The sequence below is a fragment of the Burkholderia sp. KCJ3K979 genome (genome assembly GCF_016759955.1).
GTDB classification, from domain to species: Bacteria; Pseudomonadota; Gammaproteobacteria; order Burkholderiales; family Burkholderiaceae; genus Burkholderia; species Burkholderia orbicola.
The window spans coordinates 1-14,907 of the sequence record NZ_JACFYV010000173.1 but is presented as its reverse complement, the minus strand read 5'-3'; the positions used below and the strand labels follow the sequence as shown (position 1 = coordinate 14,907).

The window sequence follows — 14,907 nt, the reverse complement described above, 5'->3', positions numbered from 1 at the left end:
CGCGAACCTGTCGCTGCGCGAAGGCGAGATCGTCGGCCTGCTCGGCCGCTCCGGCTCGGGCAAATCGACGCTGTTGCGCATCATTGCCGGCCTGATCGAGCCGACCGGCGGCGAAGTGACCTACCTTGGCAAGCCGCTGCGCGGCCCGGCCGAAGGCGTCGCGATGGTGTTCCAGACTTTCGCGCTGTTCCCGTGGCTCACCGTGCTGCAGAACGTGGAAGCCGGGCTCGAAGCGCTCGGCGTCGGCGCGCGTGAGCGGCGCGAGCGTGCGCTGGCCGCGATCGACCTGATCGGTCTCGACGGCTTCGAGAACGCGTATCCGCGCGAGCTGTCGGGCGGGATGCGCCAGCGCGTCGGCTTTGCGCGCGCGCTCGTCGTCGACCCGACCATTCTGCTGATGGACGAGCCGTTTTCCGCGCTCGACGTGCTGACGGCTGAAACGCTGCGTACCGATTTGCTGGACCTGTGGACGCAAGGCCGCATGCCGATCAAGTCGGTGCTGATCGTCACGCACAACATCGAGGAAGCGGTGTTCATGTGCGACCGGATTCTCGTGCTGTCGTCGAACCCGGGCCGCGTGATCGCCGAGATCAAGGTGCCGTTCAAGCACCCGCGTAACCGGCTCGATGCCGATTTCCGCAAGCTCGTCGACGACATCTACGCGAAGATGACCGCGCGCCAGACCGGCGAGGCGACGAAGAAGGGGCTCGAGCTGGGTAGCTGGATGCCGCGCGTATCGACCAACCTGATGGCCGGCCTGATCGAAACGCTCGCGATGGCGCCGTACCACGGCCGCGCCGACATGCCGGAAATCGCACGTTCGCTGCATCTGGAGGTCGACGAACTGTTCCCGATCGCGGAAGTGCTGCAGCACCTCGGTTTCGCGGACGTGCGCGAAGGCGACGTGTTCCTGACGCCGCCCGCACGCGTGTTCGCGGAATTCGGTACGCAGGAGCGCAAGCTGATGTTTGCCGATCACCTGTTGAAGCACGTGCCGCTTGCCGCGCGGATCAGGAAGGTGCTGAACGAGCGTCCGGGTCACCGTGCGCCGCGCGTGCGCTTCGAGCAGGAACTCGAGGATTTTCTGTCCGACGAGGCGGCGGAGGAAACGCTCGATGCGGTGATCGACTGGGGGCGGTATGGGGAGGTCTTTTCGTACAACGACAAGACGGAAGTGTTCAGTCTGGAGGATGTCGAGAGCTGATGCCTGCCGGTGGATGGCGACACGCCATCACTCCGGCAAATCCCGCCGACTCACATCCCACTCGATCCCGCCCGCATTGAGCTGCTCGATCTTCTCCATCCGCTGCCGCGCCAGTTCCGGCAGCCGGTTCGTCACGCCGATCACCAGCGCTTCGGCGAGCGCCAGCGCGGGCACGTTGGTCTGCAGCATCGCGAAAGGTCGGCCCTGAATGCGCAGCACGATCTCCGCGAACTCGCCGATCGGCGAGCGCCATTCGTCGGTGATCAGCAGGATGCGCGCGCCGAGTTGGTGCGCGGCCTGCGCGAAGCGGATGCTGTCCTTCTGGTAACGGCGAAAATCGAAGATCACGAGTACGTCGTTGCGCCCCATGTCGGCCAGCGCGACGGACGCGAGATTCACGTTCGGCTCGACGTACTGCACATGCGGCCGCGCATAGGCCAGCGTGAACGAGAACAGCGACGCGAGCGGCGCCGTATAGCGCCCGCCGCCGCAGAAGACGCGCACGTCCGGATCGGCCAGCACCGCCACGGCTGCGTCGAACGCGGCCGCGTCGAGCCCGTCGATCGTCGTCGCGAGCGATTCGGACAGCCGCTGGAAAATCGCCGCGTGACTATCGCGCATGCCCGTTTCCGAGTGGAACGCATCCATCCGCGCGAGCGGCGAATTCATCGCGGTGTCGATCTCGTCGTGCAGCGCCTGCTGGAACGACGAGTAGTTCGGAAAACCGATCCGGACGACGAAGCGGAACACGGTCGGGTCGCTGACTTCCGCCTGCTTCGCAACCTGCGCGATGGGGCCCAGCCCCAGACTGGGATAGCGATCCAGCAACGCCTGCGCGACCTTCTGTTCCGACGGCGTGAAGCTATCCATCTGGGATAACAGCAACGCCCTGATGCTCGTCCCCATCGGCACTCCGGCTCTCTATCTGAATTGAACTGAACGACCAAACGGCAGACGGGCGTCTGCCGGCAACTGCACGCATGTTAGCCGATCGACGTGCGGCAGGCTGCGTGCGGTTCCAAATTAGAGGGACGCATCACCTGGCCAGACGATATGTTCATATATGTAATGAATCAAACATGCATCGGCAGGTATCTCGGCGTATTTTCATTTTAAATTCAGTAATTACCCTAGTTTTTGACGTAAAAAAACGAGTGATATGATCGCGGCCTCGCTGAAATGTATCGTTTATTACATGCTGGATCGGCAGCATCGACAAGTCGTTGCGCGTCGACGCATCCCGGCATGGCCCGGTTTATTCGTCTGGAGGATTCCGTCATGAGGCGGCTCGTAGTACTCACCCTGTTGTCGGCGATGAGCGTGTGCGCGTTCGCCGCGTCGGACCCGGCGGTCGAAGCGAAGAACGGCATGGTCGTGTCGTCGCAGCATTTCGCGTCGCAGATCGGCGTCGACATCCTGAAGGCAGGCGGCAATGCGGTGGACGCGGCAGTGGCCGTCGGCTATGCGCAGGCCGTGACCAACTCGTGCTGCGGCAACATCGGCGGCGGCGGTTTCATGACGATCCACCTGGCCGACGGTCGCGACCGCTTCATCAATTTCCGCGAGACCGCGCCGGCCGCGGCGTCCGCGAACATGTATCTCGATGCGGCGGGCAACGTGATTCCGGACCAGAGCCTGTACGGCTATCGCGCGGTCGGCGTGCCGGGCACGGTGGCCGGCCTCGATCTCGCGCAGCGCAAGTACGGGAAGCTGACGCGCCGGCAGGTGATGGCGCCGGCGATCCGGCTCGCACGCGACGGCTTCGTGCTGACGCGCGGCGATACGGACATCCTCGATACGACGGTCGAGCGCTTCAGGAAGGACCCGGAAGCCGCGCGCATCTTCCTGCGCCCGGACGGCACGGCGCTGCAGCCGGGCGACCGCCTGGTGCAAAAGGATCTGGCCCGCACGCTCGAGCGCATCGCGGAGCAGGGGCCCGACGCGTTCTATCACGGCGAGATCCCGAAGATCGTCGAGGCGGCGGCCAAGCGCGGCGGCGGCGTGATCACGGCGGCCGATTTCGCGTCCTATCGCGCGCAGGACATCGCGCCGCTGACGTGCACGTATCGCGGCTACGAGTTCGTGTCGGCGCCGCCGCCGAGTTCGGGCGGCGTGACGATGTGCGAGACGCTGAACATCCTCGAAGGGTATGACCTGCGCAAGCTCGGCTATCACTCGGCCGCGGCGGTCCACTACATGACCGAAGCGATGCGCCATGCGTACGAAGACCGCAACACGCTGCTCGGCGATCCGGATTTCATCGACAATCCGGTCGCGAAGCTGACGAGCAAGGAATACGCGGCGCAGATCCGCAAGAGCATCCATGCCGATACGGCGACGCCGTCGGTCGACGTGCAGCCCGGTGTCGGCGTGCACGAGAAGCCGGAAACGACGCATTACTCGATCGTCGACCACGATGGCAATGCGGTGTCGACGACCTATACGGTCAACGGCCGCTTCGGCGCCGTGGTCATCGCGCCGGGCACGGGTTTCTTCCTGAACGACGAGATGGACGACTTCACCGTGAAGGTCGGCGCGCAGAACCTGTTCGGCCTCGTGCAGGGCACGCGCAACTCGATCGCGCCGGGCAAGCGTCCGCTGTCGTCGATGGCGCCGACCATCGTGAAGAAGGACGGCAAGGTGTTCATGGTGGTCGGCTCGCCGGGCGGCTCGCGCATCATCACGATCACGCTGCAGACCGTGCTGAACGTGATCGACTACGGGATGACTCCGCAGGACGCGGTGGCCGCGCCACGCATCCATCATCAGTGGCTGCCCGACGCGGTCTATTACGAAACCTACGGCCTGTCGCCCGACACGCTCGCGATCCTGCGCAACATGGGCTACAAGATGGTCGAGCAGACGCCGTGGGGCGCCGCCGAGCTGATCATGGTCGGCCTGCCGGGCACCGAAGCGGCGAGCCGCCAGAGTTCCGGGAACGATTCGTCGGTGTCCGGCAACGTGCGTGTCGGCTTCATCTACGGCTACAACGACCCGCGCCGCCCGGCCGGCTCGGCGATCGGCTACTGACGCGATCGTTTCAAGTCGAATCGCTGCCGCCGGCGTTCGCGTTGCCGCGAATGCCGGTGCGGCGGCAAGCGCGTCCGTCAGCGGGCATCCGCCAGCCTGAGCGGCACGCGCGCCATTCTTCCGTCAACTCCATCGCCACCCGGCGAATTCCGTCATGAACAAACGAATGTCTGCGGCAGGCTGGATCCTGCTCGCGATGGCAGCCGGCATCCTGGTCGGCTACCTGATCTACACGCAGCTTCCCGACAAGCAGGCGGCCACGGAAGTCGCCGGCTACATCTCGCTCGTGTCCGACGTGTTCCTGCGCCTGATCAAGATGGTGATCGGCCCGCTGGTGTTCTCGACGCTGGTCGTCGGCATCGCGCACATGGGTGATGCGTCGTCGGTCGGGCGCGTGTTCGTGAAGGCACTCGGCTGGTTCGTCACCGCGTCGCTGATCTCGCTGCTGCTCGGCCTGCTGATGGCGAACCTGCTGCGGCCGGGCGAGAACCTCGGCCTGCCGCTGCCGGACATCGGCGCGTCCGCGCATCTCGCGACGTCCAAGTTCACGCTGAAGGATTTCGTCGGTCACATGGTGCCGAAGTCGATCGCCGAGGCGATGGCGAACAACGAGATCCTGCAGATCGTCGTGTTCTCGATGTTCTTCGGCGTGGCGCTCGCCGCCCTCGGCGAGCGCGGCAAGATCCTCGTCGCGGCGATCGACCAGCTCGCGCACGTGATGCTGAAGATCACCGGCTACGTGATGAAGCTCGCGCCGCTCGCGGTGATGGCCGCGATGGCGTCGACCGTGGCGGTCAACGGGTTGTCGATCCTGCTCAAGTTCGCGGTGTTCATGGGCGATTTCTACGCGAGCCTCGTGCTGCTGTGGGCCACGCTGGTCGCGGCCGGGCTGCTGTTCCTCGGCCGCCGCGTGTTCAAGCTGCTCGCGCTGATCAAGGAGGCGTTCATGCTGTCGTTCGCAACCGCGAGCTCCGAAGCCGCGTATCCGAAGATCCTCGACGCGCTCGACCGCTTCGGCGTACGGCGCAAGATCTCGAGCTTCGTGATGCCGATGGGCTATTCGTTCAACCTCGACGGCTCGATGATGTACTGCACGTTCGCGACGCTGTTCATCGCGCAAGCCTACGACATCCACCTGTCGCTCGGCACGCAAGTCACGATGCTGCTGATCCTGATGCTGACGTCGAAGGGGATGGCCGGCGTGCCGCGCGCGTCGCTCGTCGTGATCGCGGCCACGCTGCACCAGTTCAACATCCCTGAAGCCGGGCTGCTGCTGATTCTCGGCGTCGACACGTTCCTCGACATGGGGCGCTCGGCCACGAACGCGGTGGGCAACTCGATCGCCAGCGCGGTGGTCGCGAAGTGGGAAGGCGAGCTGATGTCGGCGTCCGAAGCGAGCGCGCATGCCGCGCATCTCGATGCCGAACTCGAACGGCAGAACAACGCGCCGGCCTATGGCGCCGGTCAGCCCACGTCGACCTGACGGTCAGGCCGCGAGCGCTTCGTCGATGCACGCCGCGAGCACCATCGCGGCGGCGTTGCCCGGCGTCGAGCCGAGCAATTGCGGTGCATAGACGCTGTCGCCGATCTCGATCGATCGCCCCGACAGCGCGCACACGCCGCGCTTGCGCGTCGTGAACAGGCGCCACTTCTGGTAGCCATAGTGCCCGGTGCAGGCGTCGCACCACGAAATCATCACGGTGTCGGCCGTGGGCCGTTCGAGCACGCTGATGGTCGGCTTGCTCGTCGCGTCCCACGACGGCAGCCGGTCGCGCGTGACGCTGCGCCGTCGCGGCCCGCCCCACGAAACGGACGGCATGTCGAAGCTGCCGATTGCGGCGACGGTCATGAGCCAGGGCGCTACACGATTGTTCATGTTTCTGTTCCTCGAAACGTTACGCGGTGCCGCGACGCGCGGCATCACGACAGGCGGATGCGCGGCTGCACCCAGCCGTTGATCCGTTCGGCGATCCACAGCAAGGTCGCCTTGGAGAAACCGTGCAGCGCCTGCTGGTGCCGCCGGTAGAGCATCAGGTGGCTGAACTGCGCGAAGCGCCCCTGGATGAAGCCGCCGCGGAAGAAGCCGAACTGCCCGAGCGTGCCGAACGCGTCGTAATCGCTGATCGACACCAGCGCGCCGAAATCGTGGAACGCGAACGGCGGAATCGGCGTGCCGTCGAGCCAGGCGGGCAGATGCTTCGCGAGATGCTCGGCCTGTTGCGTCGCGACCTGCGCGGTGGGCGGCAGCGGCCGCTCCTGGCCGTCGGGCAGCAGGCTGCCGCAATCGCCGATCGCGAACACGTGCTCGTCGCCGGTCGCCTGCAGCGTGGGGCCGACCACGATCTGGTTCGCGCGGTTCGTGTCGAGCCCGCCCAGCGCCTGCATGAAATCGGGTGCCTTCACGCCGGCCGCCCACACCATCAGGTCGGCTTCGGCGAACGAACCGTCGCCATAGTGGAAACCGTTCGCGTCGGCCGACGTGACACGCGTCGACGTCAGCACGCGAAAACCGATCTGTTCGAGTCGCCGCTGGGCCGACGCGGAAATCCGCGGCGGAAACGCATTGAGGATGCGCGGGCCGCTTTCGAGCAACGTGAGTTGCAATCGCTCGCGCACCGTGTCGTCGCCGTAGGCCTGCGCCACTTCGAGCAAGCGGCTCAGTTCCGCCGCGAGTTCCACGCCCGTCGCGCCCGCGCCGACGATCGCCACGCGAAACGGCTCGTCACGCGCGATGCTGCGGAACACGCGCATCCGCAACGCTTCGTTGAAGGTCTCCGCCTGCTGCTGGCTGTCGATGAAGTAGCAGTGCTCGCGCACGCCGGGCACGCCGAAATCGTTGGCCTGGCTGCCGAGCGCGAGGATCAGCACGTCGTATTCGAGTTCGCGTGCGTCGATCACCACGTCGCCGTCCTGCGAGCGGATCTCGCCGAGCTGCACGCGGCGGCGCGCGCGATCGAGCCCCTTCAGTTCGCCGGGCTGGTACGTGTAGCCGTGGTCGCGGGCATGGGCGAGGAAGATCACCTGTTGCTGCTGGACGTCGCGCGTGCCGGCCGCGATCGTGTGCAGCATCGGCTTCCAGATGTGCGTCGGACTGCGATCGACGACCGTGATCTGCGCGCGTCCGGACCGGCCGAGACGCTCGCCCAGGCGGGTCGCGAGCTGCAGCCCGGCGATTCCGCCGCCGACGATGACGATGCGTGTAGGGGTTGTCATGGATAAATCATCAAGTGATGAATAAGGTATGATCCTAGCGCTTCCCGGCTCCGCGTGTCAACGGAGCGGGGCAGGCCGCCCGCTTCCGGTACGTGAAACCGGGGACCGAACACGGGCATTCGAATCATTCAAGGAGCAGGAAAAACGTGGCAGAAGTGACTGAGCGCGCGCCGTCGAAGCGGCGTACGCGCGGACGGCCGCTGGCGGATGCGTCCGTCGGCCCGGACGTGATATTGCGGGCCGCGCGCCGCACGTTCGCGAAGCGCGGCTACGACGCGACGAGCGTGCGCGAAGTCGCGCGCGAGCTGGGCATCGACGCGGCGCTGATCGCCCATCACTTCGGTACGAAGGAAACGTTGTGGCTGGCGGTCGTCGAGCAGATCGTCGAGCTGGCCGAACCGATGTTCGACGCGCTGCGTGCGTTGCGCGCGTCGTCGCTGCCGCATCGCGACCGCGTGCGGCGCGCGCTCGAGCTGTGTGTCGATCACGAATTCGCGGAACCGGATATCGGCATGTTCTTCTCGACGGCGGCGACCGAGGAGGGCGGGCGGCTCGACCGGCTGCAGGAGCGGATCGTGCGCCCGTATCACGACGCGATGTTTCCGCTGCTGGCGGACGCGGTCGAGGCCGGCGCGATCCGTCCGGTCGATCCGAACGTGCTGTTCTTCATGATCGCGAGCGCGATCGGCACGACGGTGTCGTACAGCCACATGATGCTGGAGTACACGTCGCTGCCGACGCGGCCGGAGGCGTTCCGCGAGGCCGTGCTCGGCGTCGTGTTCAACTTTCTCGGCGACCGGGCCTGAGCGCCGCGCGCGCGATGCGCGCGGTCAGGTCGCGGTGACCAGCCCCAGTTCGCGCACCGCGTTCCGCGCGCTCTCGCGCAGCGCATCGACGAGCGGCGATGGCGTGCGGTACGCCAGCGCCACTTCGTACGCGAGCGGGCTGCCCGCATCCTTCAGTTCGCAGAACGTAATGCCTTGCGGATGCATCGGCACGAACAGGCGCGGCATCAGCGCGACGCCGATGCCGCCCGCGACGAGCCCGGCCGTCGTCTGCATCTGGCGCGGCTGCTGGACCACCCGCGGCGCGAAGCCCGCCTGCGCGCATGCCGTTACGATCAGCGCATGCATGCCGGGCCCGTGATGCGCGGCAAACATGACCCACGGTTCGTCCGCCAGCTCGGCCAGCGCGATGCGGCGGCGGTGCGCAAGCCGGTGGCCGTCGGGCAGCGCGGCGACCATCCGGTCGCGCAGCAGCGGCTCGACATGCACGTCGCCGGCATCGGCCACCGGCAGCACGACGAGGCCGGCGTCGGTGCGGTCCTGCCGCAGCGCGAGCACCTGGTCGGCGGTCGTGCCTTCCTCGAGCTGGAAATCCACGTTGGGATGCCGTTCCTGAAACGCGCGGAGGATCAACGGCAACAGCGCGTTCACGGTGCTGTCGACGAAGCGCAGCCGCAGCGTGCCGCCGAGGCCGGCGCCCGCGCGGCGCGCCACGGCCACCGCGCGCTCGGCCTGTTCGAGCGCGCGCCGTGCTTCGAGCAGGAAGGCCTCGCCGGCCGGCGTGAGCCGCGAGCCGCGGTTGTCGCGTTCGAGCAAGGCGACGCCCAATTCGTCCTCGATCTTGCGGATCGCCGTGCTGAGCGGCGGCTGGGCCATGTGCAGCCGCTCGGCCGCGCGCCGGAAGCTGAGCGTTTCGGCGACCGCGATGAATTGCCGGAACTGGCGCAGATCGATCATGCGATACCGTCCATGTATCAGTGGATCATCGAATTCGTATTTTACCTATCACGCCGGGCTGCCCAGAATGTCCCTGTCGTCAACCGTCGATACTCAGGAGGACAGATCATGACGGGCAATGAACAGCAGCGAACGGCCATCGTCACGGGCGGGTCGAGCGGGATCGGCTTCGCAATCGCGAGCCGGCTGGTGCAGGACGGGTATCGCGTCGCGATCGTCGGGCGCGATGCGGCGCGGCTGGAGGCGGCCGTCGCGCGGCTCGGCGGTGCGGCGATCGGGCAGGCAGGCGATCTGAGCGTGCGGCGCGACGCGGAAGCGGTGGTCGCAGCGATCGCTGCAAGGTGGCCGCGTATCGACGTCCTCGTCAACAACGCGGGACTGACCGGGCGCGTCGGCGCGGATACGAAGGCGGGCGAAGCGGAGGCCGTATGGGACGCGGTGCTCCATGCGAACCTGAAAAGCCTGTTCCTGACGACGATGGCCGTGCTGCCGCACCTGGCCGACCGCGCGGCGCGCATCGTCAACATCGGTTCGATCGCGGCGCGCGCCGGCAGCCTGTTGCCGGGCGGTCTCGCGTATGCGGCCGCGAAGGCCGGCGTCGAAGGCTTCACCGTCGCGCTGGCACGCGAACTGGGGCCGCGCGGCGCGACAGTCAATACGGTCGCGCCCGGCTATATCGCCGGCACGCGTTTCTTCGGCGACAACGGGGTCGCGCCGGCCGTCGCGGCAATGATCCGCGTGCAGACGCCGGTTGGCCGCGCCGGACAGCCGGACGACGTCGCGGACGCGGTCGCGTGGCTCGCCGGGCCGCGCGCGTCGTTCGTCACCGGCGCGACGATCGCGGTGAACGGCGGCTGGCGCGTCGGGTGACGCAGCGCGCGTACGGCAGGCGCGTCACTCGGCATCGGTCGGCGGCTTGTCGCCGAGCCAGCGCCGCGCGCCGGGCCCGTTGCGGCCGGCGCGGTCTTCCGGGTTGGTCAGCTTGCAGCGTTTCAGCGACAGGCAGCCACAGCCGATACATTCGTCGAGATTGATGTAGAGCCGCTGCAGCTCCTCGATCCGGCTCGCGACGCGCTGCTTCCAGCCGCGCGACAGCCGCTGCCAGTCCTTGTTGCTGGGCGCGGCGTCCTCGGGCAGGCTGACGAGCTGCTCGGCGATTTCGTCGAGCGAATAGCCGATCTTCTGCGCGAACACGATGAACGCGATCAGCCGCAGCACCGCACGCGAATAGTGGCGATGGCTCGAGCCGTTGCGGTGCGACTTGATCAACCCGCGCGTCTCGTAGAAACGCAGCGTCGACGCCGGCACGCCGCTGCGCGCGGCCACTTCGCGGATCGACATCAGCGGCCATTGCGGGGTTTCCTGGATACCCATGACGTCCTCCGGGAAAGCTTGACTTGAAGTTAACTTCAACTTTTATGCTACGCGGCAGTTTAACCCGTCGCGAGGCATCATGCTCTCCTTTTCCCTACGCAGGACCTCGCCGTTGGGCGCGGCTTGCGCCCTGTTGCTGGCGTTGTCGGGCTGTCACGACGGCAAAGGCACATCGTCGGCCCAGCCGCTTCCCGAAGTGGGCGTCGCCACCGTCGCGCCGCGTACCATCCGCCTCGCGGACGAATTCAACGGGCGCGTCGAAGCGGTGGACGCCGTCGAACTGCGGCCGCGCGTGAGCGGCTACCTGCAGCGTGTCGCGTACAAGGAGGGCGATGTGGTCGCGCAGGGCGCGCTGCTGTTCGAGATCGATCCGCGCCCGTACCGGATCGCGCTCGACCGGGCGAATGCGCAGCAGCGGCGCGCCCGTGCGGCCGCGAGCCTCGCGAACGTGCAGTTGAAGCGCGTGCAGACGCTGATCGACGCGCATGCGACGTCGCAGGAGGAGCTCGACAACGCGCGCGCCACCGCGGAGCAGGCGCGTGCCGATCTGCTGGCGGCCGATGCGGCCGTGGCCGACGCGAAGCTCAATCTCGGCTTCACCGAAGTGCGCGCGCCGATCGCGGGCCGGGTCGGCCGTGCGGTCGCGACCGTCGGCAACCTCGCGCGGGCGGACGACACGTTGCTGACGACCGTCGTGTCGCAGGACCCGGTCTACGTGTATTTCGATTGCGACGAGCAGAGCTACCTGCGCTACAACGCGCGGCGCACCGATCCGACGCATCGCGCGATCGGCGCCGATCCGGTGCGCGTCGGCCTCGCGAATGAGACGGGCTTCCCGCATGCGGGCACCGTCGATTTCCTCGACAACAGGCTCGATCCGCAAACCGGCACGATCCGCGCCCGCGTGCGGCTGCCGAATGCGGACCATACGTTCACGCCGGGCCTCTATGCGCGCGTGCAGCTCGTCAGCGGCCGCGACCAGGACGCTTTGCTGGTCGACGACAAGGCCGTGCTGACCGACCAGGACCGCAAGTACGTATACGTGATCGGCCCGGGCGACAAGGCGCTGCGCCGCGACGTGACGATCGGCCGCGAACTCGACGGCGAGCGGATCGTCGAGAAGGGGTTGCAGTCGGGCGACCGCGTGGTGGTCGACGGCGTGCAGCGCATCTACTATCCGGGCGCGCAGGTGAAGCCGAAGGCGGTGCCCGCACGCGCCGCGGCGGACCCCGGCGCCGGCACGCAGGCCGTGGCCGACGCCGGCGCGCCTGCCGCGCACTGACGGGAGCGAGACGATGGATTTCTCCCGCTTCTTCATCGACCGGCCGATCTTCGCGGTCGTGCTGTCGATCGTCATCTTCGCGCTCGGCCTGATCTCGATTCCGATGCTGCCGGCCGGCGAATATCCGGAAGTCGTGCCGCCGAGCGTCGTCGTGCGCGCGACGTACCCGGGCGCGAACCCGAAGGAAATCGCCGAGTCGGTGGCCGAACCGCTGGAAGAGGCGATCAACGGCGTCGAAGGCATCATGTACATGAAGTCGGTCGCCGGGTCGGACGGCAGCCTGCAGGTCGTCGTCACGTTCCTGCAGGGCGTCGATCCCGACACGGCCGCCGTGCGCGTGCAGAACCGCGTGAGCCAGGCGCTGTCCCGCCTGCCCGACGAGGTGCGCCAGTACGGCGTGACCACGCAGAAGCAGTCGCCCACGCCGCTGATGTACGTGAGCCTCTATTCGCCGGACAACAGCCGCGATTCGCTGTACCTGCGCAACTACCTGACGCTGCACGTGAAGGACGAACTGTCGCGGCTCACCGGCATCGGCGACGTCGGCGTGTACGGCTCCGGCGACTACGCGATGCGGCTGTGGCTCGACCCGAACCGGCTCGCGTCGCGCGGGCTGACCGCGAGCGACGTGATCGCGGCCGTGCGCGAGCAGAACGTGCAGGTGTCGGCCGGCCAGCTCGGCGCGGAACCGTCGCCGAAGAAAAACGACTTCCTCGTGTCGATCAACGTGCGCGGCCGTCTGCGCACGGTGCAGGAATTCAGCGACATCGTGCTGCGCAACGGCGACGACGGCCAGGTCGTGAAGCTGTCCGACGTCGCGCGCATCGAGCTCGGCGCGGGCGATTACACGCTGCGCTCGTATTTCAACGACAGGCATTCGGCCGTGGTCGGCATCTTCCTGTCGCCGGGTGCGAACGCGCTCGACGTCGCGAAGGCCGTGTACGCAAAGCTCGACGAATTGTCGAAGCGCTTCCCGCCCGGCGTCGCGTATCGGCCGGTGTGGGACCCGACGGTGTTCGTGCGCGAATCGATCCGCGCGGTGCAGCACACGCTGATCGAGGCCGTGGTGCTGGTCGTGCTCGTCGTGATCCTGTTTCTGCAGACGTGGCGCGCGTCGATCATTCCGCTCGTCGCGGTGCCGGTGTCGGTGGTCGGCACGTTCGCGTGGCTCTATCTGCTTGGCTATTCGATCAACACGCTGACGCTGTTCGGGCTCGTGCTCGCGATCGGGATCGTCGTCGACGATGCGATCGTCGTGGTCGAAAACGTCGAGCGCAACATCGCACAGGGGTTGAGCCCGCGCGATGCCGCCCACCAGGCGATGCGCGAGGTGTCGGGGCCGATCGTCGCGATCGCGCTCGTGCTGTGCGCGGTGTTCGTGCCGATGGCGTTCATGTCGGGCGTCACGGGCCAGTTCTACAAGCAGTTCGCGGTGACGATCGCGATCTCGACGGTGATCTCCGCGATCAATTCGCTGACGCTGTCGCCCGCGCTCGCCGCGAAGCTGCTGCGCCCGCACGGCGCGCCGAAGGATGCGTTGACGCGCGCGCTCGACCGCGCATTCGGCTGGCTGTTCCATCCGTTCAACCGATTCTTCGAGCGCAGTTCCGATCGCTACCACGGCGTCGTCGGGCGCACGCTGAAGCGGCGCGGCGTGGTGTTCGCGGTCTATGCGGCGCTGCTCGCGGCGACCGCGCTGCTGTTCAACGCGGTGCCGGGCGGCTTCATCCCGGTGCAGGACAAGCTGTACCTGTTCGCGGGCGCGAAGCTGCCGGAAGGCGCGTCGCTCGCGCGCACCAGCGCGGTGACCGAGCAGATGACGAAGATCGCGCTCGGCACCGACGGCGTCGAAATGGTGCCGGCGTTCGCCGGGCTGAATGCGCTGCAGGGCGTGAACACGCCGAACATCACGAACTCGTACGTGATCCTGAAGCCGTTCGACCAGCGTCACCGCAGCGCCGCGCAGATCAACGCGGACCTGAACGCGCGCTTCGCGGGGATCGACGGAGGTATCACGTATGCGCTGATGCCGCCGCCGATCCAGGGTCTCGGCAACGGCTCCGGCTACTCGCTGTACCTGGAGGATCGCGGCGGGCTCGGCTACGGCGAATTGCAGAAGGCGCTCACGGCGTTCCAGGCCGCGGTCGCGAAGACGCCGGGGATGAGCTATCCCGTCAGCTCGTACCAGGCGAACATCCCGCAGCTCGAGGTGAAGGTCGACCGGCTGAAGGCGAAGGCGCAGGGCGTCGCGCTGACCGATCTGTTCAATACGTTGCAGGTGTATCTCGGCTCGATGTACGTGAACGACTTCAACGTGTTCGGCCGCGTGTATCGCGTGATGGCGCAGGCGGATGCCGGCCACCGGCAGACGGCCGCCGACATCGCGAACCTGCGCACGCGCAACGCGAAGGGCGAGATGGTGCCGATCGGCTCGATGGTGACGGTCGGGCCCGCGTACGGCCCCGATCCGGTCGTGCGCTACAACGGCTACCCGGCCGCCGACCTGATCGGCGACGCCGATCCGAAGACGATGTCGTCGTCGCAGGCGATCGCGAAGCTGCAGCAGATCGCGAAGGACGTGCTGCCGCCCGGCATCACGCTCGAATGGACCGATCTCAGCTACCAGCAGGTCACGCAGAGCAACGCGGCGATCGTCGTGTTCCCGCTCGCGGTGATGCTGGTGTTCCTGGTGCTCGCGTCGCTGTACGAGAGCTGGACGCTGCCGCTCGCGGTGATCCTGATCGTGCCTGTGTGCATGTGCGCGGCGCTGTTCGGCGTGTGGCTGTCCGGCGGCGACAACAACGTGTTCGTGCAGGTCGGTCTCGTCGTGCTGATGGGGCTCGCATGCAAGAACGCGATCCTGATCGTCGAATTCGCGCGGGAGCTCGAGATCCAGGGCAAGGGCGTGGTCGAAGCGGCGCTCGAAGCGTGCAAGCTGCGGCTGCGTCCGATCGTGATGACGTCGGTCGCGTTCATCGCGGGCTCGGTGCCGCTGCTGATCGGCAGCGGCGCGGGCAGCGAGGTGCGGGCGGCCACCGGCGTCACCGTGTTCGCGGGGATGC

General features: G+C 67.2%; 12 protein-coding genes. 7 read left to right on the top strand and 5 right to left on the bottom strand.

Annotation, left to right across the window (positions count from 1 at the left end; translation table 11 throughout):
• Nucleotides 1-1,204: ABC transporter ATP-binding protein (locus tag H3O04_RS27035; protein WP_202588830.1), on the top strand; the 1,204-nt coding region annotated here is incomplete at its 5' end.
• A 27-nt stretch (nt 1,205-1,231) separates the two neighbouring features.
• Here the strand turns inward: H3O04_RS27035 and H3O04_RS27030 are convergent.
• Nucleotides 1,232-2,110 carry a MurR/RpiR family transcriptional regulator gene (locus H3O04_RS27030; RefSeq protein ID WP_006484428.1) on the bottom strand — a complete coding sequence of 293 codons (879 nt, stop codon included), beginning with the start codon at nt 2,108-2,110 and terminating at the stop codon, nt 1,232-1,234.
• Nucleotides 2,111-2,482: 372 nt separating this feature from the next.
• On the opposite strand from H3O04_RS27030, the gene ggt reads away from it, so the two are divergent.
• Nucleotides 2,483-4,234: a gamma-glutamyltransferase gene (gene ggt, locus H3O04_RS27025; protein ID WP_202588829.1), complete on the top strand. Its 1,752-nt coding sequence runs from the start codon at nt 2,483-2,485 to the stop codon at nt 4,232-4,234.
• Nucleotides 4,235-4,388: 154 nt separating this feature from the next.
• On the top strand, nt 4,389-5,717 hold the full coding sequence (locus H3O04_RS27020) for a dicarboxylate/amino acid:cation symporter (RefSeq protein ID WP_006480945.1): 1,329 nt from the start codon (nt 4,389-4,391) through the stop codon (nt 5,715-5,717).
• Between the two features lie 3 nt (nt 5,718-5,720).
• Here the strand turns inward: H3O04_RS27020 and H3O04_RS27015 are convergent, their stop codons facing one another.
• Both H3O04_RS27015 and H3O04_RS27010 read right to left on the bottom strand, forming a co-directional pair.
• Nucleotides 5,721-6,110 carry a DUF3331 domain-containing protein gene (locus H3O04_RS27015; RefSeq protein WP_034175250.1) on the bottom strand — a complete coding sequence of 130 codons (390 nt, stop codon included), beginning with the start codon at nt 6,108-6,110 and terminating at the stop codon, nt 5,721-5,723.
• A gap of 44 nt (nt 6,111-6,154) precedes the next feature.
• A complete protein-coding gene (locus H3O04_RS27010) occupies nt 6,155-7,447 on the bottom strand; it encodes an NAD(P)/FAD-dependent oxidoreductase (RefSeq protein WP_053525056.1) in 1,293 nt (430 codons plus the stop codon).
• Between the two features lie 146 nt (nt 7,448-7,593).
• Here H3O04_RS27010 and H3O04_RS27005 point away from each other — a divergent pair, with 146 nt between their 5' ends.
• Nucleotides 7,594-8,253: a TetR/AcrR family transcriptional regulator gene (locus H3O04_RS27005; protein WP_011547389.1), complete on the top strand. Its 660-nt coding sequence runs from the start codon at nt 7,594-7,596 to the stop codon at nt 8,251-8,253.
• Between the two features lie 24 nt (nt 8,254-8,277).
• On the opposite strand, the gene H3O04_RS27000 is transcribed toward H3O04_RS27005, so the two are convergent.
• Nucleotides 8,278-9,189 (bottom strand): LysR family transcriptional regulator, encoded by a 912-nt coding sequence (locus H3O04_RS27000; RefSeq protein WP_202588828.1) that lies wholly within the window; start codon nt 9,187-9,189, stop codon nt 8,278-8,280.
• A gap of 108 nt (nt 9,190-9,297) precedes the next feature.
• Between H3O04_RS27000 and H3O04_RS26995 the strand changes: the two genes are divergently transcribed.
• Nucleotides 9,298-10,059, top strand: coding sequence for an SDR family NAD(P)-dependent oxidoreductase (locus H3O04_RS26995; protein ID WP_006480950.1), 762 nt, complete (start codon nt 9,298-9,300; stop codon nt 10,057-10,059).
• A 24-nt stretch (nt 10,060-10,083) separates the two neighbouring features.
• Here the strand turns inward: H3O04_RS26995 and soxR are convergent, their stop codons facing one another.
• A complete protein-coding gene (gene soxR, locus H3O04_RS26990; RefSeq protein ID WP_006480951.1) occupies nt 10,084-10,563 on the bottom strand; it encodes a redox-sensitive transcriptional activator SoxR in 480 nt (159 codons plus the stop codon).
• Between the two features lie 79 nt (nt 10,564-10,642).
• On the opposite strand from soxR, the gene H3O04_RS26985 reads away from it, so the two are divergent.
• Nucleotides 10,643-11,845 (top strand): efflux RND transporter periplasmic adaptor subunit, encoded by a 1,203-nt coding sequence (locus H3O04_RS26985; RefSeq protein WP_202588827.1) that lies wholly within the window; start codon nt 10,643-10,645, stop codon nt 11,843-11,845.
• 13 nt (nt 11,846-11,858) lie between these two features.
• Nucleotides 11,859-14,907, top strand: a 3,049-nt coding sequence (locus tag H3O04_RS26980; RefSeq protein ID WP_202588826.1) for an efflux RND transporter permease subunit, incomplete at its 3' end; no start/stop codon positions are given.